Source organism: Lysinibacillus sp. FW12, from assembly GCF_050817245.1.
GTDB classification, from domain to species: domain Bacteria; phylum Bacillota; class Bacilli; order Bacillales_A; family Planococcaceae; genus Lysinibacillus; species Lysinibacillus irui.
Genome location: NZ_CP139094.1, coordinates 454,182 through 476,301, shown reverse-complemented (window position 1 = coordinate 476,301; position 22,120 = coordinate 454,182). Strand labels below are relative to the sequence as shown.

The following is a 22,120-nucleotide window of genomic DNA, read 5'->3' as shown; positions in this document are numbered from 1 at the left end:
CTCATTGCACTTTAGCATGCTCTATCGTACAGCACAGCGATTTGGTCCAATTTCCATTTCTGTTTGTTCATCTGGTGCAGGTGTTATTTTCCCCATATTGACCTGACGAATTTCTTGATAAGCATTCGGCTGTGGAGGGAGTTGATCGGTCACCACATGTCTAAATTCTTCTTCATCTTGTATATTCAAACCATGGTTTTGGGCAAACAAATCTCCTAAGCGTTTTGCCACGGTTCCATCTTCATTCAACTCATCAATAATCATAAAATGCGCTGGTAATACAATAAGTTCATCAGACAATTCGCGATAACGCTTGTAAAGCGTAACACGTAAATCTCCAACCCAATCATCAGCAAGTCCCGCTAAATCAGGACGTCCGATTGAATCAATAAATAAAATATCTCCTGTTAACAGATATTTGTTATCGACCACAAATGAAGTAGAACCAATTGTATGACCTGGAGAATAGATAGCTCCTACATCTATTTTAGATGCTCCGATTTGAACAGTTGTTCCATCAACTAATGGCGTATATTGAAAGACAACCTCTTCCGCATCTTTTGGTGGTAAATAGTAAGCTGCACCAGTTGCTTCTGCAATATGGCGACCACCTGAAATATGGTCTGCATGTAAATGTGTATCAAAAACATGTTTAATTTTAACGTTCTGTTGTTCTGCAAAGCTTGTGAATATATTCGTAAAACGAACAGCATCAATGATAGCAGCTTCTCCTTCAGATATGATCATATAAGAAAGACAGCCCTTTCCTAAACGGACAAACTGATAAAGCTCGCCACCACCTGTTAAATCGCCAACTTTAATCGGCTCTAGGTATTCACTCCAAGATTTCATACCTCCTGCTAAATAAGCAACATCTCGACCTGCTTCAGCTAGCATTTCCGCGATCATCAATGATGACCCCTCTTTTGCACAAACTACTAATACTTCTTTATCTGATGGGATTTCCGGTAAAATCTCCTCAATTCCATCTAACAGTTCAAAATACGGAATATTTAAGTACTCAAAGCGGCGACCATCAATTTTCCAATCTTCAAATGCATCCGCATTACGAACATCTAAAATAAACAATTCTTCATTGTTAATAACCTTTTTAGCAACTTGTGACGCATTCCACTTCTGAATTGACATACAGTTTACCCCCATAGGTATAATTTTAATGTTTTTTATAGCGGAGAGCTTTCTCCACTCTCCGCCTTGAAGTACAAGTCTTTAGAAAGTTAGAGATGGCGCTGCATCTTTCGCAAATTCAAGGAATGTTACAGCTCCGCCAACCTCAATACCATCAATAAAATCTTCCGTCGATAAACCCATTACATCCATAGTCATTTGACAAGCAATAAATTTCACACCTAATTCCTGTGCCATTTCCACCAATTGAGGAATGGCCGGAACATTTGCTTTTGCAAAACCTTCCGCATAATGCTCTGCCCCAGCAGGCATTGGTAGCGCATGCATACCTTGCTTATGAATAAAATTCAATCCTTCAAATGTGAAGAAGATTGCTACCTCCTTTTCTGAAGCTGCCGCTGCCGTTGCGATATTAAACACCTTATAAGCATCAAATAAACCACCATTACTTGCAATAATTGCTACCTTGTTTGACATAATAAAATTCCTCCAATTTAAATGTTTTTTGTAAGTTCACCCTTCCAGGATGTCATTCCTGGTAAGACATTAAATACCTTTGTAAAACCATGTGAAGCAAGCTTCTGCGCAGCCATATCACTGCGTTTGCCGGTACGACAAATAATATAAATCTCCTGCTCTTTATCAAGCTCTGAAAGACGTGCCTCTAGTTCGCCCATTGGGATAGATTTTGCCCCTTCAATATGGCCAAAAGCGAATTCCGCTTCCTCACGTACATCAAGAATTAATCCTTCACGACTAGTGATTTGTTCTAGATCAATTGTTTGATCAAACGTTATGTCTTCTATTTGATCGTTGGTACATTTACGAATATAATGTTTCAGCACGCCATCCTCTTCTATAGTGCCTATATATTGGTGGCCTACAGTTTCAGCCCATGCCGCAATATCGGCTTTTGACCCTTTATCTGTCGCAGATACTTCTAAAATTTGACCATCCACTAAATCAACCATAGCTTTTTTTGTTTTCACAATCGGCATCGGGCAAGAAAGGCCCTTGGCATCTAGCTGAAAATCCGCCTTCATATTTTCCACAACCTCCATATACCATACCCGGTATTATTTTTAACAAAAAAATATAGATATTATCTATATTTGTACTTTACCCTCCCAAGCTAACATACCACCAGCCATATTCGATGCATCAAAGCCATTATCTTCTAATAACTGGGTAGCACGACCACTACGGGCACCTGAACGACAAACCATAATATACGACTCATTTTTATTTAATTCATGCAGTCGAAATTCCAATAAACCAAGCGGTATATGCATAACATCTGGTATATGTCCAGCTTGTACCTCATCTACCTCTCGAACATCAATAAGGTTCAGCTTTTTCCCCTGATCTATCAAATGTTGTACTTCATTCGCCGTAATTTCCTTCATTCTATCTCCTCCTAGTAAGCACTCATACCACCTCGAACATTGGTAACACGTTCAAAGCCTTGCTTTTTCAATTGTTTACACGCCTGACTACTTCGCATACCACTTTGACAAATAACGATTACTTCTTTATCCTTTGGCAAATTGTCAAAGCTCGATCCAAGTGGCATGTTTTTAAATTGAGAGATATGCCGACCTTTATATTCAGCAGGTGTGCGTACATCGATAAATATCTTATCCTTATCATTCAGCATATTTTTTAATTGCGCTGTCGAGATTGACTGAACGCCCTTTGTTGGTTTCATTCGCCAAATAAAAAATACAGCGATTAACGCAATAATTATCCATATCTCCAAATGATCATTCCTCCTTCTTTATACGTTAAAGGGTATATAAATTTATCGGCTTTTCACAACTAGATCCATTGCCTCTTGGATGGCTAGATTCATTTTTTCTGCATCACCTTCGGCAGTCGATACACAATCCAATAAATTTTCACTTACAATAACACCGATCGTCCGATCAACCGCAGAACGCACGGCAGATAGCTGTGTGATCACATCCTTACAGCTTTGACCTTCTTCCATCATGCGTAAAATACCACGCAATTGACCTTCCATACGTTTCACACGATTTGCAGTGTTTGAGCCATATGCCATTCTGTTATGCCCCCTTCCAAAACGATTGATTGAACTTACTTACGAGATTCATATTATACCCCTATAGGTATATTGTCAACACGAAAGCTTCAACCTTTTTTCTTTAAGGACTGTAATCCGTCGTTTATATGCCTCTTTCTGGTCTCTTCACTTTTTTATTTCTACCCGTCACTATGCCCACAATAAAAAAACCCTGTTATGAGTTTTTTCTCATAACAGGGAATCCTCTTATTATTTAGCTAATTGCATGGCTGGTCCGAAGAACTCATAGTGAATTTTCTCATCCTTCACGCCAATTTCCTGTAAATTTTTAATAACAGCTTCCATGAAGCCTACAGGTCCACATACATAAACATCTGCATTATCAGCTACTTTTTCTGCTAATAATTCTTTAGTGATAAGCTTGTCTTCATCAGAATATAAAGCTGTGTATGAAGCATTTGGCAACGCATTTACTTTCTCCTTAATGTCATCGCTAAATGCCACAACTTTCTCATTACGAGCACATTGGATAAAGTTAACTTTATTTGTTGCATCTTCTTTTAAAGATTGTAGCATACTGTTTAAAGGTGTTACCCCAATACCACCACTCACAAATGTAATTGGTGCAGCAGTTTCCTCTAGAACAAATAAACCAGCTGGAGCACTTACATCTACTAAATCTCCAACTTGTAAGTTATCGTGAATAAAGTTAGAAACTTTACCATTTGGTGTATGATCGCTTTCGCGTTTTACTGAAATACGATAGCCATCTTCTGCACTTGCCTGTGAAAGTGTGTATTGACGATTCATTAAATACTCTTCGCCCGGCACTTTTACACGAATGCTAATGTATTGGCCTGGTTCATAAGTCGGTAATGGTGAACCATCTTCATTTACAAAATAAACAGATGTAACTAAGTCGCTTTCTACAACTTTTTTCGCCACTTTTAATGGTTTAAATAGGCGCCATCCACCATTATTTTCAGCCTTTTGGTATAACTCTTCTTCCACTTGAACGAAAATATCAGCTATAACGCCATAAGCCTCAGCCCATGCATTAATAATATCATCTGTTGCTGCGTCACCAAGTACTTCTTTAATTGCTTTTAATAGATGTTCTCCAACAATTGGGTAATGTTCAGGTAAAATGCCTAAACTACGGTGTTTATGTGCTATAAGCATTACAGCAGGTAAAATCGCTTCTAAGTTTTCAATATGAACAGCAGCAGCATAAACAGTGTTAGCTAATGCTGTTTGTTGACGGCCTTGTTCTTGATTCGTGTGATTAAAAATGTTCAGTAATTCTGGATGAGCTTGAAACATATTTTTGTAAAACGTCTTTGTAATTTCAACACCATGAACTTCTAATACAGGTACTGTTGCCTTAATAATTTTAATAGTTTCTTGTTTTAACATATCGCTTACCATCCTTTCGTGATTACAATATAACGCTTTCATTTCCTTAAAGCAATATATGAAATACATCTTTAACAAAATGGACATAATTAATGTATTTTAAATACATCTTTAAAAAACGTTTGAAAATATTATACTTCAATGTAAAAATGCTATAATAATTTTGAATTATAGAAAGTAGGGTGTTCTAATGCGCTTAACTTTATACACAGACTACTCTTTGCGTACGCTTATTTATCTAGGTGCAAAGGAAGACGGCCAATTATCAACTATTCAAGAGATTTCAGATGCTTATAATATATCGAAAAACCACTTAATGAAGGTGACACATCAGCTTGGATTATTAGGCTATATTGAAACAATCCGTGGTCGTGGTGGCGGTATTCGCCTCGCTATCGATCCAAAAACTATTACTATTGGTGAAATTGTGCGTCATACAGAAGAGGATTTTCACCTTGTAGAATGTTTCGACAAAGAAAATAATCTATGTAAAATAGCCCCAGAATGTCAGCTAAAAGGTGTTCTGTACGAAGCTTTACAAGCCTATTTAAGTGTGCTAGATCGTTACACTTTAGATGATTTCCTACATTCTAAAGAAAAATTAATGGCTCTTCTGCTAGGTAAGTAAAAATACCCGCTCAACACTTGTTGGACGGGTATTTCTTTATGAAGATGCTTATAATTGCTTTGAAAAGAAAATCATATCTAAGGCACGAATGCCGTTTTCATAAATTGGTTCTGGGTATTTACGAAAGAAATCTTTTTCAATAGCCTCCATGCGGAAGCCTGCTTTTTGATAAAAGGCAATATTATCAATACTTGAATTTGCTGTTCCAACTAGAACGGTTTGATAGCCTTCCATCTGGCATATTTCAGTGAGTTGTCGTAATACTTCCTTACCTATTCCCTTCCCTTGATACGTTGGAATAATAGCAATATTCTTCAACTCAATTGTTGTATTAGATTGGGGAATTATTAAGGCTACCCCAGCTAGCACCTCGCCACACTTAATTTTATATAAGGTACCCTGATCTAGGTAGTCACGAACTACCTTTTCACTGTCATCCGCTAGTAAGAGCTGCGGTAAGAAGTCTTCACGTTTACCATCTACTTTCTCTAGCGATGTTCTGTAACGAACAAAATCCTCCCGTTCAAAGACATTTAACACACATGGTTGCTTTTCTTTTACCTCTAACCATGAATGCTCTTCTGGATATTCACTTTCAACTCCTAATCGAATAAAAGATAGCTTTTCCTGTGCCTTTTGTGAACGGATATTAACCTTCCTTGCACCTGCAAAAACACGTAATAAACCAAGTTCAAAAAAAGCAATATCTAAGATAGCTGTTTTGGCTTCAAGATTATAGCCCTTTCCCCAAAATGGGTAGCCAAGCCAAGACCCAATATGACAGCTCTTTTTTTGATGGTCTATAAACATTAATGATGTCACGCCAATTAGTTGCCCTTCCTCATTCAAGACAACACGAGGAACTGTTTTACCTTCTTCTTCATCCACACATTCACGTTTAATAAAATTAATTGTATCCTCTACCTTACCAGCAGGTAACCCAAGCGCATCTCGAACCTGTGGCATAGAAGACAATTCATGCATGGCTTCAGCATATTTAATATCATGCTTCACTAAAGTTACCGCCATCTACTATTCCCCTTTACTAACATTGTATTTTTTAACATTCTTTAAGAATATATTCATATCCCTGACCTTCAATTATATGATAGCTGCCAGGACACACCAAAACGATCCTGAATCCACGCAAACTTTTTAGAAAACCCATAATTATCAAGAGGCATTAATGCAAGTCCACCTTCTAATATGTGCGTAACTAAATAGCTTATTTCTTCCTCCGAATCACACTCTATAAAGATAGACGTGGATGGGGTAAATGTGAAATTGTGCTGGATAACACTATCATTCACCATTAATTTTAATCCCTTTAAATGGAGAACTGCCATCGCCACTTGCTGTGAATTTTCCGTATACGTCAGACTGGCAACCTCTAAATCTGTAAACCATTGCTGATACTGTTCAATAGCTTCATTCGCTTGCCCTTGAAACATTAAAAATGTAGTTGCACTTTTCATCTATTTTTTTGCTCCTTCATAGTGAGTGATCCATTGTGCTGGGGTCATTTTTGAAACAAGCTCTCCTATTAAATCAAATGGAATATATTTTGTACTTGTAAAACGAATACAGCTTTTCCCCATGTTTAACTTCGTTGATACTCTCTTCGCATATTCTTCCTGAAACCAAGAGAGCAATGCTGGATCTGCGTATATCCCCATATGGTATAGCGCAATATGACGTTTTTGGACTGCAAGGCTAATAAAAGGTAATGGGGTATTTGGTGTAACATGATAGCCATCTGGATAGGCTGTTAAAGGAACAACATAGCTAACCACGCCATATTGCATTGTTTGTTCAAATCCATCTGGTATATTCGTTGCAACAACATCTACAAGCTGGCTAAACGCAACACGCCATTTTTCTTCAACTTGCTCCATGTATATATTCTCCATACCTATTGCCTCACTTTATCATTTATTTTAAAATCTTTATTCATTTGCCTCAGCTTTTGCTTTGCGATATAACTCCTTGGTTTTGTAGCCTAATCCAATAATTTCGCGCATCTCTTGTAGGCGGGCTATTTGTGTATCCTGTTTTTTAGCACTATAAATATAACGCGCCCAGTCCTTTTGATAGCCTGGTGTTAGCTCATCATAAAATGCTAAATCATAAGGGTTGTCTGCAAGTGAATCACGTAATTGAGGAATCATCCTTTCATAATCACTTACACATTGACTACTTGCCGTCTTCTTTTTCCCTTTTCCTTTACCATCTCGCTTGATGCTTAAAATTGAAAATGTATCATCTAATGACATTAGGCTAGCAAATTTCAAATCACTACCAACGATGTACTTTTCGTCGTCAACTTGGATTGCTGGAAAAATTTCATCACGATGGATAAACTGTTCATATTTTTTATTCCCCTTTTTAGGATAAACAAAAAATAAGTAACCTTGTTCTTTTAGACGAGTACCTTTTAACACTTTTTGTAAATACGTTACCATCTCCTCCACAGAGAACACAAATGAAATAATGCGATCAAAAGGTGCTTCTCCTACCTGAGAAATCCCTTCTAATGGCAAATCTTGTGGTTGATTGACTATAGCAACTGATAATTCATCATTCAGTTTAAATTTTTTCTGCATAGCTTACATTCCTCTCCTACTGCTTCTTTATTTCAATTTTAGCATTTAACAAACTGCTCATACATTTACATCTTAGTTTTGATAGTATACTGAAATATTCAAAACTTGGGTATAAAAATATTTCAAGTTTTCCTCTAGTTAGAGATGAATGCTGATGCCCCCATAGGTGATATTTTTCGGAAAAAGAAAAAGAATCGAGATGGTACTTCTCGATTCCTTTTACTTACAGTCTAATCACTTGAAATAATCCCAAGGCTTAGTTTGTTACTTTATTTTATTTTAGCGGTAGCAATAATCCCTTTAATAATCGGAATAGCCGTCCCTATTATAATGACCGGTAAAAACCACCAGCCTATGGAATTGGCTTCACCAAGACCTATACGAACCATTTGAATCGAAATAAATGCGAATAAAATGAGACACAGGTTTTTTACTTCATTTAGTATTTTTCTGCTATTTAAATAAAATGCTTTTACATTATTTTCATTCAAACGTGCTGGATAATTATGCATATGTGGTACCTTTTCTAGAAGCCCCAATACAATCCATAAAAACAAACCAATGAATGGTAAAATAAATAGCTCTATTTTCGAACCCCAACGATCAACCTCACCTAAACCATTAAAATGACCAGGAATTTCGCTAGGTATTTTACCCCAGAGTAAAATAATATAAAGGATAGATACAATAAATGCACTACCACCAATATAGTCCCATATCTTTTCTGATTTAGTTTTTGGTAGTTTTAAAATTGGCCTATACATTTTTCCCACCTCTGTTCATTTCCTTTATTATTTCTACGTACAATTACGGTTTAAGTTTCAAAATTCACGAAAATTGACTTAGTATTCAATACATGCCATTAATTATCCCTATTATTAGCAGTATTATAGCCGAAAAATCTCCATTTTTTATTACTCTAATCATAATTTAATACTATCTTCAAACTATTAACTACTGTAAAAATACTCATAATACTTTGTAAAATCCATATAATCTGATATAAATGATATATATACATATTTCATTATTTTGTAACATTTCTACTAATTACTGAGAAAGGATATTTCAACTATGCGATTTACTATCTACAAGAAATTATTACTCGGTTTTTTTATAGTTATTTTAGTTCTTGTTACAACAATCGGCTTAAATATAAAACAGCTGGATTCAGTAAACAAAACATATCGATTATTACTGGAGGAGCAAACTACTAAATCTATAAGTATTCAGGAATTACGTGTAATAGCTAAACAAGAAATTGTAAGTATGCGAGGTTATTTACTTCTTGGAGACAAACAAAATTTACAAAGTAATCAAGATTCACGAGAGGAATTTAAGAAAAAATCTGAAGAGTTAATGGCCACTTTGGATTCAGAAGAATCTATTAAATTCCTAGAAGCTATTAACAAAAGCGAGCAAAACGTCCAACAATTTGCGGACCGAATGTTTTCTTTAAAAGCTGAAGGAGAAACAGAAAAGTATGAAAAGCTTGATAGTACTCAAGGTCGATTAATTATCAAACAGTTCGATGAACGTGTTGAAAACCTTTCTAATTATCAAAGTAAATATATTGAAGAAAAGATGGCTGCTACATCAAAACAAATCCAAGATATTAAATTCCAAATGATTCTTCTTGGGGTCTTCGCTGTTGTCATAAGTCTGATAATTGCTATGGTTGTAGGTAGTTTAATGTCTCGTCCTATCAATGGCATGGCTAAGGCAGCGAAAAGAATAGCTGAAGGTGATTTAACAGCCGAACAAATTCGCATTAAAAATCGCGATGAGGTTGGAGATTTAGCACTAGCATTTAATCAAATGGCTACAAACTTAAAGGAGTTAATTAAGAATGTACGTCAGAACACTGTGCAAGTTAGTGGCTCAGCAGCAGAATTAACAGCAAGTGCTGATCAAACTATACAGGCTACCGAACAAATCACTTCTTCTATTCAAGAGGTTGCTAGTGGCTCGGAGGCTCAGGGTAAAAATGCTACAGAAAGCTCTGAAGCAATGAAAAACATGACAAATGGTATACAACAATTAGCTTCTACAACAGCAGCTGTTTCTGAATTAGCAATGGAAACAAACTCAGAAGCTAAAAAAGGTAATGAATCATTACATCGTGTCATTTCCCAAATGACTACAATCAACACAGCCGTCCTAGAGTCTGCAAGTGTTGTTAAAAATTTAGATGGTCATTCTATTGAAATCGGCAATATTATTAGCATTATTACTGACATAGCAGAGCAAACAAATTTATTAGCCCTCAATGCTGCTATCGAAGCAGCCCGTGCAGGTGATCATGGGCGCGGCTTTGCTGTGGTTGCAGATGAAGTGAAAAAATTAGCTGAGCAATCAAAAAAATCTGCAGAGCAAATTGCTACTTTGATCTCCGAAATTCAGCAAGATACAAGCCGTGCTGTAGCTGTGATGGATACAGGTACCCAAGAAGTTCAAATTGGTATGCAAGTAGTAAAAGTGGCTGAAGAAGGCTTCGCCAAAATTGTTGAGCTTATTGAACAAGTATCCATGCAAATTCAAGAGGCCACAACCGTGTCTGAGGAAATGTCATCGAGCGCGGAGCAAATTTATGCTTCCTTTGATGAAATAGCAACGATTGCTCAAATGTCCTCATCCAATTTGCAAAATGTCGCTTCTGCCTCGGAAGAACAATTAGCTACAATTGAAGAGGTAGCAGCTTCTGCATCAACTCTTTCCAATATGGCAGAAGAACTTCATACGCAAGTCTCTCGCTTTAAATTAGATTAAAACAAGAAAAAGACTGCTCATTTTCTTTAGGTGTGTTGCCTATAGAAAATGAGTAGTTTTTTATTTACTTATTTGAATGCTTCTTTTATAAGAGCAATCAAATCCTTTATAGCTTTTTCCTCTTGTATTCTATAATTTTCACTATCAATTCGTAGCATCCCCTTTTCATTGATAGAAATATGATATGAACTGTTTTTGTGATAAATAATAAACATATATCCTTCGGTATAAGAAAAATGTGAGTTAGACCGTTTTAATTTTAAATCTTCTAGTGATTCGGTTAACGAGAGAAATAAAGGATTATCTTTATTAATGTTTATTATCTTGGTCGTTGATTCATTTAAGATACTAATTTTATGAACTTCTTCACCTAAATGATCTGTAGAAAGAAAATCCTTTATAAGGTATTTTGTTTTGTATTCATTGTAAAAATTTAATAAGATCATTGCTATTAAAAATAATGCTAGAATACAAATAACTTTTTTCTTTATTGAAAACAACTCCTTCAAATTATGTAAAACTACTTTTCTTCTATCCATAATGTTAATCCATAAATTTAATTATATACCATTAATTACTATATAAAATAGGCATTTGCACATACCATTGAATATCAAAATTTTATAAAATTGCCACGCCTTTTAGACAGAATTAAAAAAATTTTTAGAAAATTATTGACAGCGCATTAATATCCAAGTAATATTGCTTTCAATAACACATTGCAGGCCAAGATTGGAAATAGTAAAAGTGGTTGTGTACTTGTAGAGAGCCGATGGTTGGTGTAAATCGGTAGACACACATTTTGAACTCGTCCATGAGCTACTCCCTGAACATATTAGTAAGGGATGTCGGTTTCCCCCGTTAACAGGATAGACAGTGATAGCTGTCGATAAGAGGATATTTTCTGTAAAGAAAATGTCAATTAGAGTGGTACCGCGAGCATAAACTCGTCTCTATTTTTATAGAGACGGGTTTTTTTTATTTTTATTAAATCATTGGCCTAAGTGTAGATTTTAAACTGATTACTACAAAAGGAGTGTTTGAAAATGGGAAGAAAAATTTGGGTGTTTGATACAACATTACGTGATGGCGAACAAGTGCCAGGAGCTAAACTAAATCTGTATGAAAAAGTTGAGATTGCCCAGCAACTAAAAAAATTAGGGGTCGATATTATCGAAGCTGGATTCCCTGCTTCCTCACAAGGTGATTTTGATGCCGTCAGAGCTGTTGCTGAAAAGGTTGGCAATACAAATGACATTATGATTACGGCATTAGCACGTGCTGTAAAGGCGGATATTGCTGCTGTCTATAATGCTGTCAAATACGCTGAAAACCCAATGATTCATATGGTACTTGGTACATCTGATATTCATGTGGAGAAAAAATTCAGCAAATCAAAGGATCAAATTCTTCAAATTGGCGTTGATGCTGTGAAATACGCAAAAACACTATTACCACAAGTTCAATATTCAACAGAAGATGCATCTCGTTCAGATTTTGAATATCTATGGAAAACGATCGAAGCTGTTATGAGAGCTGGCGCAACTATGATTAACGTTCCTGATACAGTAGGCTTTGCAGAACCAGAGGAATTTGGAGAAATGATTTTTAAATTAAATGACCGTATGAAAAATTTAGATGACAGCGTTCTTTTAAGTGTTCATTGCCACAATGACCTTGGAATGGCAACGGCTAATACGCTTGCTGCCATTAAAAATGGTGCAGATAAAGTAGAGTGTACAATTAATGGTATTGGCGAACGTGCAGGTAATGCTGCATTAGAAGAAGTTGTCATGGCCCTAAAAACTCGTAGCTCTATTTATAATGCTGAAACACGCATCAATACAAAAGAGATTATCAATACCTCTCGTCTTGTTTCTAGCTTTATGGGCTTAGATGTTCAGGTCAATAAAGCCATTACAGGAGATAATGCATTTGCTCATTCTTCTGGTATCCATCAAGATGGGTTGCTAAAATCTCGTGATGCTTATGAAATTGTCCATCCCGAAGACGTAGGTCTTGATGATATGGAGCTAGTACTAACAGCTCGTTCTGGTCGTCATGCCGTAAAAAATGCTCTTGAAAAATTAGGGTTTTCTAATCTTTCAACAGATGAATTTGAAGGGATTTTTGAAGGCTTCTTAAAGCTAGCCGATGCAAAAAAAGAAGTATACGATCACGATTTATACGTTATTGTTGAAAGCTATTATGAAAAGCATGATGCCAACAATAAGAACGCTACACACTACAGTGACCAATTCTTTGATTTCGAAGATCTACAAGTCGTCAGCAATGCAAGCTTCCCTTCTGCAAGTGTTAAGATCTGTAAAGGTGGCGAGGTGTTTAAAGCAAGTGCAGTGGGCTCTGGCCCAATTGATGCTTTATATTCAGCCATTGCAGAAATTACAAACATTGATGTAAAGCTTGTGGAATACAATATCAATAGTGTCTCACGAGGCAAAGAAGCTTTAGGTAAAGTAAAAATTACGATTGAGCATGCAGGTGAAAAGTATATTGCTAAAGCAGCAGATACAGATATATTAAAGGCAAGCGCCCTTGCCTATATTAATGCCATCAATAGCATTGTCGTGGCAAAATTAACACCTGTGATGAATTAAATAATAGAAGAGAGCAGTATGGCTTTAAGAGTCATACTGCTTTTTGATGCTAGAGACTGTCCCTCAGTAATTTTTGATACTCCTCATCAATTCGCTCTACATCTAGACGTTCAAACAATGGCGTCACATCTTGAATGATTGCAGGCAGTTCCACTTGTTCATGCCACATCATATCATTGATGCCTAACATGTTTCTTATTTTCTCAGCTGAAAACGGTAGAAACGGATGTAGTAGCTGGCCTAGATTAGCAATAATATAGACGCAGGTTGCTAATGTATGATTGCCAGCCTTCACATTTTCTTTTACCTGTAGCCATGGCTGTTGTTCGTCAAAATAGCGATTAGCCCCTCGAATATACTCAAAAATAGTCTCTAACGCCTGTTTGAAATGACCAGCCTCTATAAGAGTACCTGCTTCATTAAATAGCTGAATCGTTTGTTTACGAATGTCGCTATCCACTTCCGCTTGTGGCACCTGACAAGAGAATGATTTCTCAATAAACTTCAATGTACGGTTCACAAAATTACCATAGGCTCCTAGTAGTTCACCGTTATGGCTATAAATAAATTCGCGCCATGAAAAATCAGTATCACGGTTTTCTGGCGCATTTATTGTTAAAAAGTAACGAATAGAATCTGCATCATAGCGACTTAGAATATAAGGTACCCACACAGCCCAATTTTGACTAGTAGATAATTTGCGTTTTTCTAATGTTAAATATTCATTCGATACGATATGTGTTGGTAAAGCCTTAGCTCCGATTCCCATTAAAATTGCAGGCCAAATAACCGTATGGAAAGGAATATTATCTTTACCATGGACATAATACGAAATGGTTTCTTCATTCCATAAGTCTTCTATTGCTATTTGATGCTCTTTTGCCCATTCTAGACTGGCTGTTAAATACCCTGCAACTGCTTCAATCCAAACATATATCTTTTTCCCCTCAAAGCCAGGCACTGGAACATCTATACCATTTGGTAAATCTCTTGTTACCGCTCGGTCAGGGACTCCCTCTGCCAAATAGCGCTCCGTCAATCCTATAGCATTATCCCGCCAACGCTTTTCTGCCTTTGCTTCCGCTAAATAAGACTCGAGCCTTCCTTGAAATTGACTAAAGGTAAAATAAAAATGTTCTGTCTCTCTAATCACTGGCTCATTCCCACAAATTTTGCAGCGCTTATCAATTAAATCTAGCGGATCTAAAATTTCTGAGCAGTTATCACACTGGTCACCTCTTGCCTTCGCACCACAATTCGGGCATATCCCTTCGACAAAACGATCCGGTAAAAATTGCTTATCTGTCTCACAGTAAGCCTGTTCAATTTTTTTCTTGTATAAGAAATTGTTAGCAAGCAGCTGTAAAAATAAAGCCTTAACCGATTCATGATGATGCTCTGCGTCCGTTCTTGTGTATAAATCATAAGTAAATCCTAAGTCATTGAAACATCTTGTAAATTCATCATGATAATGATTGGCAATAGCCTCTGTTGTAGTATTTTCTTGTGCTGCACGAATTGAAATAGGCGTGCCATTACAATCACTGCCCGATACATATAACACCTGCTCGCCTTTTTGTCGGTAATATCTAGCCAAAATATCACCTGGTAATAATGCGGCAACATGACCTAAATGCAAAGAGCCATTTGCATACGGCCAAGCTCCTCCAATAACAATTGTCATTCTAAATTGCTCCCCTCACATAAAAAATGGTAAAAAAAATCGCCCTAATCAAATCTGATTAGGACGAGTATACCCGTGTTACCACCTATATTTACAAATAGCTCACACTATTTGCCTCTATCAGTACGTCTCATTCAATAAATAAAAGATACTGCCGCTGTTGTAACGAGTGCCCATCTCGTCGTAATCTACTTGCTAAAAAGCTTTCGGTACGAAGCTCAAAGGTCATTTTCAAAAGGGGTCATTTACCTCATTTCCACCAACAGAGGCTCTCTACAAAATGCTAGTCCAATTTACTTTTCCTTTTCAATGCTTTTCTTATAGGATTGGCACTATTTTACTCTTTCTTGTGCGAGATTGCAATGATTGTCGTTATAGCAGCCCTTCACCAAAAGTTGAGGGAGGAATGTTTGTAGGTAATTAATCTAGCGTTATGTTTAATAATGCTGTTAAATCCTCTATGACAATATCGGCCTTCGCTAATTCGTTATCTTGCGCAAAGTCAAAACGAACGCCTATCGACAGTAGCTGATTGTCATGTGCAGCCTGAATATCAGAAGATCGATCTCCTACTACTGCTCCGTCCTGTACTCCATTTTCAATTATTACCTTTTTGACCAATTCGGATTTATGACCACTTGCAATAGATTGAATGCTATATATTCCCTTTATAAAGCGTCCTAATTGATATGTTTCAACAATTGCCTGTAAATAGTCAACCTGCCCATTACTCGCTATGTATAACGGATAATTCTCTGACAATGCTGCAAGGGCTTGTTCAGCATGTGGATACAATGCCCCTTTACGATTACGTATTTGCTCAATCAACTTTACATGAAATAAGACATTACTCTCTTCACGTATTTCTACCGAATGCATAGGACATAATGTTTCCCAGACAACAGGTAATGGTACACCCATAATTTCTCGATACTTTTCTATCGGCGTTTCTCCCTGCCATAAGCCCTTTGAACGTAGTACATCAAATGTTGCATCAAGTGCAGGCTCTAAAATGAGATTGGTTTGAAATAATGTACCGTCCATATCAAAAATAAACGCTTTATTCATTGAATCACTCCTTGATTAATGATCAAAAAACTCCATATGCAGCTTTTCCTTCTTATAATAACTCAAACGGTCTTGCAAAGTTCCCGTATGAAATTCAAATTTATGGCCATCAGGGTCCGTAAAGTAAATCGATTTTTTATCCTTTTCGTCTCTTTCTCTACCTGCTAAAATATTAACCTTTAATTGCACTAATCTATCATACATTTTATCAAAGTCATCCTCAGAGATCGTAAAGGCAATATGTGTGTAGGAATGCTGGATATCATTGCGCGGTATATCCTTTTCTACATTAAGGGCAAGCCACAGCCCATTTACATCAAAATAGGCTGTAGTCTTCCCCTTTACTAATAGCTTAGCATCGAAAACATTTTCATAAAAAGCGATGGATTCCTCTAAATTAGAAACCGAAAATAGTAAATGATTGATATGTTGAACTGTCATAGAAGTGCTCCTAATGATTATTTATTTCTTTTTTTCAATCCCTTTGTAATTTGCTTCCACTTACGCTGTTCCTCAAGCTTTGCCTGGGCATTTGTTTTACGTTCGATATAAGCCAATTCTCGTTGTAGCTTAAAGTAGCTCTGCAGACGATATTGGTCCAAATCACCATCTATAATAGCTTGCTGTACTGCACAATAAGGCTCTGTTTGATGGGTGCAATCACGATAGCGGCAAGCTGTTGCTAGTTCTTCAATATCTTGAAAGCTCGACGCCAAGCTATCACCTTGATCCCATAATTGAAGTTCTCGCATTCCTGGCGTATCAATCAAACAGCCTCCAGTAGGTAACATTACTAACTCTCGATGTGTCGTTGTATGACGTCCTTTAGCATCATCCTCACGAATACCCGCTACCTTCATCAGCATTTCTCCACATAATGCATTCGTTAATGTTGATTTACCTGCCCCTGAAGAGCCCAGTAACGCCCCCGTCACTCCTTCTTGAAATAATGCCTGAATCTCCATTAATCCTTCACCAGATAAAGCACTCGTTACAAAAATATCTACGCCAAATGCCACGGTCTCCACTTCTTGAACTAGGCTTGCAACATCCTCACATAAATCCGCTTTTGTCAGTACAATAACAGGCTTTGCACCTGAATCCCATGCGGCCACTAAATAGCGTTCCATACGTCGAATATTAAAATCCGCATTCAAGCTCATAACAAGTAATACAATATCGACATTCGATGCGACAATCTGCTCTTGAATTTCTTGACCTGCCACTTTACGTGAAAAGACAGACTTGCGCTGGAATAATTGATGAATGATCGCTCGTTCCTCACCTGGCATTTTCTCTACTAGTACCCAATCACCAACCGCAGGATAGTCCTCACGAGCTAAAGACGTATAGGCATAATGACCAGCAATTGTCGCTAGCCATTCTCCCTCTTCGGCCAACACACGATAAGAATGTTTATGTTCTAAGGTAACCCTTGCAGGCACACAGTTTTTCAGTTTTGGCTGTTTTTTCATTTCTATCATTTGCTCTTCAAAATAAGTTGTAAAACCTAATGTTGTTAATTTCAATTTAATTTCCTCCTAAACGTACATATCATGATGCCTTTTAGCGTAATTGCAATTGACACTTACACCATAGGCTATATCGCGGTTCAGCAATTTGGGACCACGATAAAAAAACCTTGTATCTGCAATTCGGCAGTTACAAGGTTTCACAGGCACGTTTAAAAGGTACACAAATACTCCGAGCTATAGCACGGTGTCATGTTGTATAGTTTAGGCGTGTGAAATTGAACAAACCGAATTGCAGTTCACTAAAAACAGATCTATTCATCATGTCACATCACCTACTTTCCATTTTGTTGTTATTAATATAGCTAAATTTTCAGAAATTGTCAATTCCAATTTTATAAGCATTTATTCCAATCCTCAACGCATAGAATGAACAAGACCACTAACTGCGAGGAGATGTTGGATTGCCTAAAATCATTTCTATTAGCACACATCAACCGCCCTACACATTACAGCAAGCAAATGCAGAGGAACTAACGAAAGAGCTTTTCTATGCAAAAATCCCAAAACTAGAGCGATATTTAAAGGTTTTTGAAAATGGTGGTATCGACACACGACATTTTTGTGTACCACCAGAATGGCATCGTACGAATCACTCTTTTGAGGAACGTAACGAATTATATATTGAATTAGCTACACAATATAGCGTGAACGTCATCCAAGCGTGTTTAGAAAATAACGCCTTTTTATTTTCCCCAATTTCTCCCGAAGAAATTGATGCCATTATTTTTGTTAGTAGTACGGGCATTTCAACACCTAGCATTGATGCGCGTGTTATGAACAAGCTTACCTTTTCAGATCGACTTAAACGTATTCCACTTTGGGGGCTTGGCTGCGCAGGTGGAGCAGCTGGAATTAGTAGAGCTTATGATTTTTGTAAAGCACATCCCCATTCGAAGGTGCTTGTTGTTTGTGTTGAGTTATGTAGCCTCACTTTTCAGCCAAATGATTATTCTAAAAGTAATTTAATCGGTGCATCACTTTTTGCAGATGGTGCCGCTTGTATTCTCATTTGCGGAGATGAAATAGCAATAGACACAAAAGTTCCGTCCCCTACTATTCTAGCTACAGGCTCTAAATGGATGCCAGATTCAGAAAGTGTCATGGGATGGGATGTTAAAAATAATGGGCTCCATGTCATCTTTCAAAAAAGTATTCCTGCCATTATCACCAATTGGCTAGGACCTTTCATTGAACAATTTTTAATGGAACAAGGAATGTACAGCGAACAACTTACTCATTTCATTGCTCATCCTGGAGGAAAAAAAGTATTACAAGCATATGAGGACACACTTTATCTTTCTTCCCAAAAAACCGACATTTCTCGGGAAATATTACGCCACCATGGCAACATGTCATCACCAACAGTGTTATATGTATTAGAGCAATTTATGCTACATGAAGGACAAGTGGAGGATACAGGTTTACTCGTCGCTCTTGGCCCTGGTTTTTGTGCAGAAGCTGTATTATTAAACTGGAGGGAGTAACATGATCTTCTATCTAATTTTAACTCTTGTCATTCTACAAAGACTGACAGAAGTAGTCATTGCCAAGCGCAATGAGAAGTGGATGCTTTCACAAGGAGCTTATGAAGAAGGTTCTTCTCACTACCCGTATATGGTTACTATGCATATTAGTTTTTTCTTGTTTTTAATTGTGGAAGTCGTTACAAATAACAATGGTCTCTCGCCCTTATTTCCATTATTTTTTATATTATTTATAGCTGTTCAGGCATTACGGATCTGGTGTATTCGCTCCTTAGGGACTTTTTGGAATACAAAAATCCTCATATTACCTGATGCTCAAGTTGTTCGTAAAGGTCCATATGAATATATGCGTCACCCAAATTATGCTGTCGTTTGTTTGGAAATTCTCCTTTTACCGATTATGTTTCAAGCTTACTTTACCGCGTTTTGCTTTACATTACTAAACATTACAATGCTCTCTGTACGAATCCCTATAGAAGAAAAGGCATTGCGAGATGCAACAAATTATAATAACGTATTCCAAAAGAAGATTTCGGAGTCTTAACCGAAATCTTCTTTTCTTATTAATGCCATTCCCAGTTAAACGGATTTTGTAGAAGCTCCCATGGGTTACGAAATTCTTCATCTGTTAATAAGCAGCTGTCTAACTGTTTGATAATCTCCTCTTTATCTAGATCAATACCAATCATAACAAGCTGAGTCAATCGATCTCCGAACTCCTCATCCCAATCCTCCAACACTTCTGGACTTTGTTGGAATACATTCTGTTGCTGAGTACTAGACAAAGCTGCTACCCAATATGAAACAGGTTCAATTTTTGCAGATGATCCTGCTTGTGATAGTAATAACGCAACATCCTGGTGTCTTGCACTCCAAATAATCCCCTTTGCTCGTACGATCGAGTCTGGCATTTGATCACACCACTCAACAAATCGCATAGGATGGAATGGTCTTTTGCGTTTATAAGTAAACGAAGAAATCCCATATTCCTCTGTCTCTGGCGTATGATTCTCATGGCCCAGTTCTAACTCCTTTAACCAACCAGCTGATTCTGATACACGCTCAAAGTCAAAGCGACCTGTATTTAATATGTCAACTGGATCAAGAACACCGTTTGTTGTACGAATCAGTTTTGCTTCGGGCTGCAGCGCACGCAAAATACGTTCTAATCGTTCAAGCTCTTCCACAGATACTAAATCACACTTATTTACCACAAGGACATCACAAAATTCAATTTGATCAATAAGCAGGTCTGCAACATCACGCTCATCTAATTCGCCAACTGCTTCCTTCCGCTCCAACAAGCTTTCCCCTGACTGAAAATCATGCCAAAAGCGATGTGCATCTACAACCGTAACCATCGTATCCAATTGACAAAATTTCGTTAAATCAATTCCTAGCTCCTCGTCTAAGTAACTAAATGTTTGTGCCACGGGTATTGGCTCACTAATCCCTGTTGATTCGATCAATATATAATCAATATTACCAAGTTTAGCGAGACGTTCCACCTCCTGCAATAAATCCTCTCGTAATGTACAACAAATACAGCCATTGGATAGCTCCACAAATTTTTCTTCCGTTCGTGAAATACCGCTACCATTCGCAATAAGCCCAGCATCAATATTAATTTCACTCATATCATTGACGATAACAGCAACACGTAAATCTTTCTTATTCTGCAATACATGGTTCATCATCGTCGTTTTACCGGATCCTAAATACCCACTTAATACAGTAACAGGAATTCTCTTTGTCATGTTTACAACTCCTTAAATCGTAATTATTACTATTTACAATTTGTAATTTAAACATACAATATTGAAAAATGCAAAGCTTTTTATTACCTTCAAAAATAAACTTGACAATATTTAATCTTAAATACAATAATTAAATCGTAATAATTACCATTTAAAAAGAGGCCTATTTATGCGTGTACAAGTAACATTAGCCTGCACCGAAACAGGTGATAAAAACTATATAACAACTAAAAACAAACGTAATAACCCTGAAAGGTTGGAGCTAAAAAAGTACTCTCCTCGCTTAAAACGCAAGACACTACACAGAGAAACGAAGTAATTTGAAGAAAGTAACCGTTAGGGATTAAGTTTATCCTTCTTTTGAGCAGATTCCTTTAGATGGTTGATGCCTTCTTTGAGCGGGTTCACCATCCTTTCGAGCGGTTATGCCTTTTCTTTGAGCGGGTTCACCATCCTTTCGAGCGGTTATGCCCTACCTTTGAGCGGATTCTCCATCCTTTCGAGCGGTTATGCCCTACCTTTGAGCGGATTCACCTACCTTCTGAGCGGTTCGAGAACCGCATTGAGAGGGTTCCATTCCAGAATAAAAATGACTGTTTCAAAAGTAAACATTTTGAAACAGTCTGTATAAATTCATAGCTATACCTGCTCTCTATTGATTTCTAATGCCAGCTCGTCTAATTTTTGATCTAATTCATCGAGTATACGTAATCTATAATCTATTTGCTCCTCAATATGAATGGACTTTTTCATTTCCTTATTCATATCATTAGTTTGTTTTTCCATTTCATTTGATAATCTTTCAATCTCTGAATTTTTCCTCTCCAACTCTTTTATCAAGTGTTGATGAAGGCTGTCCGTTTCTATTTTATCTCTATATGATTTTTCCAAGACCTCTATCATTTTTTCCATATGACTACCTGCTGCTGATGTAAAGTCGTTTAATTTTTTTTCAAGCCCTCCGACAATCGCTTTATAGTCAATATCAATTGTAGCTTCATTCGAAACTTGTTGGCTTTCCTTTAATAATTTATTTTCAGCCCGCAATTCAGCGATTTCCTTTAATAAAGACTCTATTGATGCAATTTGTTTTTTTCTTTGGACTTCTCGCTTTTGAATCTCTTCATCATATGCCTGCAGCTCCTTATCAAAGTCTCTCTTCAACTTTAAAAGCTCCATCGAAAGTTCTTTTCTAAGCCTTGTTAATTGTACATTCTCTCGTTCAAGTCTTAGTACCAATGCGTAATAATCACTGTCCCTTAGTCTTTTTACTTCATTTTTATACTTAGCTAACTCTGCCCTTAAAAAAATAATCATTTGTTGGAGCTGTATTGGATCATTGTTTTTCACAATATCATTTTCCAT

The 22,120-nt window shown here is 36.9% G+C and carries 25 protein-coding genes and 2 other annotated features; of the genes, 6 read left to right on the top strand and 19 right to left on the bottom strand.

What is annotated here, in order from left to right:
* Nucleotides 1-21: 21 nt before the first annotated feature.
* The 7 genes from SJW71_RS02550 to hmpA form a co-directional block, all read right to left on the bottom strand.
* Complete coding sequence (locus SJW71_RS02550) at nt 22-1,149, bottom strand: MBL fold metallo-hydrolase (protein ID WP_274794777.1); 1,128 nt, start codon at nt 1,147-1,149, stop codon at nt 22-24.
* A gap of 81 nt (nt 1,150-1,230) precedes the next feature.
* Complete coding sequence (locus SJW71_RS02545) at nt 1,231-1,626, bottom strand: DsrE/DsrF/DrsH-like family protein (RefSeq protein WP_312506999.1); 396 nt, start codon at nt 1,624-1,626, stop codon at nt 1,231-1,233.
* Between the two features lie 17 nt (nt 1,627-1,643).
* Complete coding sequence (locus SJW71_RS02540) at nt 1,644-2,210, bottom strand: sulfurtransferase TusA family protein (RefSeq protein ID WP_274794779.1); 567 nt, start codon at nt 2,208-2,210, stop codon at nt 1,644-1,646.
* 45 nt (nt 2,211-2,255) lie between these two features.
* On the bottom strand, nt 2,256-2,555 hold the full coding sequence (locus tag SJW71_RS02535) for a rhodanese-like domain-containing protein (RefSeq protein WP_274794780.1): 300 nt from the start codon (nt 2,553-2,555) through the stop codon (nt 2,256-2,258).
* 11 nt (nt 2,556-2,566) lie between these two features.
* Entirely contained in the window at nt 2,567-2,908 is a 342-nt protein-coding gene (locus tag SJW71_RS02530) for a rhodanese-like domain-containing protein (protein WP_274794781.1), read from the bottom strand.
* Nucleotides 2,909-2,950: 42 nt separating this feature from the next.
* On the bottom strand, nt 2,951-3,211 hold the full coding sequence (locus SJW71_RS02525) for a metal-sensitive transcriptional regulator (RefSeq protein ID WP_274794782.1): 261 nt from the start codon (nt 3,209-3,211) through the stop codon (nt 2,951-2,953).
* Nucleotides 3,212-3,442: 231 nt separating this feature from the next.
* Nucleotides 3,443-4,609, bottom strand: a complete 1,167-nt coding sequence (gene hmpA, locus SJW71_RS02520; protein ID WP_274794783.1) for an NO-inducible flavohemoprotein — start codon at nt 4,607-4,609, stop codon at nt 3,443-3,445.
* A 190-nt stretch (nt 4,610-4,799) separates the two neighbouring features.
* Here hmpA and SJW71_RS02515 point away from each other — a divergent pair, with 190 nt between their 5' ends.
* Nucleotides 4,800-5,237: an Rrf2 family transcriptional regulator gene (locus SJW71_RS02515; RefSeq protein ID WP_155593299.1), complete on the top strand. Its 438-nt coding sequence runs from the start codon at nt 4,800-4,802 to the stop codon at nt 5,235-5,237.
* Between the two features lie 48 nt (nt 5,238-5,285).
* On the opposite strand, the gene SJW71_RS02510 is transcribed toward SJW71_RS02515, so the two are convergent.
* The 5 genes from SJW71_RS02510 to SJW71_RS02490 form a co-directional block, all read right to left on the bottom strand.
* Nucleotides 5,286-6,266, bottom strand: coding sequence for a GNAT family N-acetyltransferase (locus SJW71_RS02510; RefSeq protein WP_274794785.1), 981 nt, complete (start codon nt 6,264-6,266; stop codon nt 5,286-5,288).
* Nucleotides 6,267-6,334: 68 nt separating this feature from the next.
* Nucleotides 6,335-6,712, bottom strand: a complete 378-nt coding sequence (locus SJW71_RS02505) for a VOC family protein (RefSeq protein ID WP_322605292.1) — start codon at nt 6,710-6,712, stop codon at nt 6,335-6,337.
* A complete protein-coding gene (locus SJW71_RS02500) occupies nt 6,713-7,132 on the bottom strand; it encodes a DUF1801 domain-containing protein (RefSeq protein WP_341387025.1) in 420 nt (139 codons plus the stop codon).
* 51 nt (nt 7,133-7,183) lie between these two features.
* Complete coding sequence (locus SJW71_RS02495; RefSeq protein ID WP_274794788.1) at nt 7,184-7,840, bottom strand: YdeI/OmpD-associated family protein; 657 nt, start codon at nt 7,838-7,840, stop codon at nt 7,184-7,186.
* Between the two features lie 269 nt (nt 7,841-8,109).
* Nucleotides 8,110-8,604 (bottom strand): DUF1648 domain-containing protein, encoded by a 495-nt coding sequence (locus SJW71_RS02490; protein WP_312507003.1) that lies wholly within the window; start codon nt 8,602-8,604, stop codon nt 8,110-8,112.
* Between the two features lie 310 nt (nt 8,605-8,914).
* Here SJW71_RS02490 and SJW71_RS02485 point away from each other — a divergent pair, with 310 nt between their 5' ends.
* Entirely contained in the window at nt 8,915-10,609 is a 1,695-nt protein-coding gene (locus tag SJW71_RS02485; RefSeq protein ID WP_274794790.1) for a methyl-accepting chemotaxis protein, read from the top strand.
* 68 nt (nt 10,610-10,677) lie between these two features.
* Here SJW71_RS02485 and SJW71_RS02480 read toward each other — a convergent pair whose 3' ends face one another.
* The gene (locus tag SJW71_RS02480; protein WP_431811716.1) at nt 10,678-11,148 is read right to left on the bottom strand and encodes a hypothetical protein; all 471 of its coding nucleotides are present in this window, start codon (nt 11,146-11,148) and stop codon (nt 10,678-10,680) included.
* Nucleotides 11,149-11,328: 180 nt separating this feature from the next.
* Nucleotides 11,329-11,567 (top strand) — a binding site (T-box leader).
* 88 nt (nt 11,568-11,655) lie between these two features.
* On the opposite strand from SJW71_RS02480, the gene SJW71_RS02475 reads away from it, so the two are divergent.
* The gene (locus tag SJW71_RS02475; RefSeq protein WP_431811715.1) at nt 11,656-13,227 is read left to right on the top strand and encodes a 2-isopropylmalate synthase; all 1,572 of its coding nucleotides are present in this window, start codon (nt 11,656-11,658) and stop codon (nt 13,225-13,227) included.
* A 49-nt stretch (nt 13,228-13,276) separates the two neighbouring features.
* On the opposite strand, the gene metG is transcribed toward SJW71_RS02475, so the two are convergent.
* The 4 genes from metG to rsgA all read right to left on the bottom strand — a co-directional run bounded on the left by metG (nt 13,277) and on the right by rsgA (nt 17,508).
* The gene (gene metG, locus SJW71_RS02470) at nt 13,277-14,911 is read right to left on the bottom strand and encodes a methionine--tRNA ligase (RefSeq protein ID WP_431811714.1); all 1,635 of its coding nucleotides are present in this window, start codon (nt 14,909-14,911) and stop codon (nt 13,277-13,279) included.
* 56 nt (nt 14,912-14,967) lie between these two features.
* Nucleotides 14,968-15,230, bottom strand: a binding site (T-box leader).
* Nucleotides 15,231-15,331: 101 nt separating this feature from the next.
* Entirely contained in the window at nt 15,332-15,979 is a 648-nt protein-coding gene (locus tag SJW71_RS02465; RefSeq protein ID WP_341387028.1) for an HAD hydrolase-like protein, read from the bottom strand.
* A 15-nt stretch (nt 15,980-15,994) separates the two neighbouring features.
* Entirely contained in the window at nt 15,995-16,420 is a 426-nt protein-coding gene (fosM, locus tag SJW71_RS02460) for a FosM family fosfomycin resistance protein (protein ID WP_431811713.1), read from the bottom strand.
* A gap of 17 nt (nt 16,421-16,437) precedes the next feature.
* On the bottom strand, nt 16,438-17,508 hold the full coding sequence (gene rsgA / locus SJW71_RS02455) for a ribosome small subunit-dependent GTPase A (RefSeq protein WP_312507009.1): 1,071 nt from the start codon (nt 17,506-17,508) through the stop codon (nt 16,438-16,440).
* 407 nt (nt 17,509-17,915) lie between these two features.
* Here rsgA and SJW71_RS02450 point away from each other — a divergent pair, with 407 nt between their 5' ends.
* Together SJW71_RS02450 and SJW71_RS02445 are read left to right on the top strand one after the other, a co-directional pair.
* Nucleotides 17,916-18,998: a type III polyketide synthase gene (locus SJW71_RS02450; RefSeq protein ID WP_274794797.1), complete on the top strand. Its 1,083-nt coding sequence runs from the start codon at nt 17,916-17,918 to the stop codon at nt 18,996-18,998.
* Nucleotide 18,999: 1 nt separating this feature from the next.
* Complete coding sequence (locus tag SJW71_RS02445) at nt 19,000-19,542, top strand: isoprenylcysteine carboxyl methyltransferase family protein (RefSeq protein ID WP_407135315.1); 543 nt, start codon at nt 19,000-19,002, stop codon at nt 19,540-19,542.
* Between the two features lie 19 nt (nt 19,543-19,561).
* On the opposite strand, the gene SJW71_RS02440 is transcribed toward SJW71_RS02445, so the two are convergent.
* Complete coding sequence (locus SJW71_RS02440) at nt 19,562-20,755, bottom strand: GTP-binding protein (RefSeq protein WP_431811712.1); 1,194 nt, start codon at nt 20,753-20,755, stop codon at nt 19,562-19,564.
* Nucleotides 20,756-20,924: 169 nt separating this feature from the next.
* Here SJW71_RS02440 and rpmG point away from each other — a divergent pair, with 169 nt between their 5' ends.
* The gene (gene rpmG, locus SJW71_RS02435; protein WP_274794800.1) at nt 20,925-21,074 is read left to right on the top strand and encodes a 50S ribosomal protein L33; all 150 of its coding nucleotides are present in this window, start codon (nt 20,925-20,927) and stop codon (nt 21,072-21,074) included.
* Nucleotides 21,075-21,394: 320 nt separating this feature from the next.
* Here rpmG and SJW71_RS02430 read toward each other — a convergent pair whose 3' ends face one another.
* Nucleotides 21,395-22,120 (bottom strand): hypothetical protein, encoded by a 726-nt coding sequence (locus SJW71_RS02430; protein ID WP_431811711.1) that lies wholly within the window; start codon nt 22,118-22,120, stop codon nt 21,395-21,397.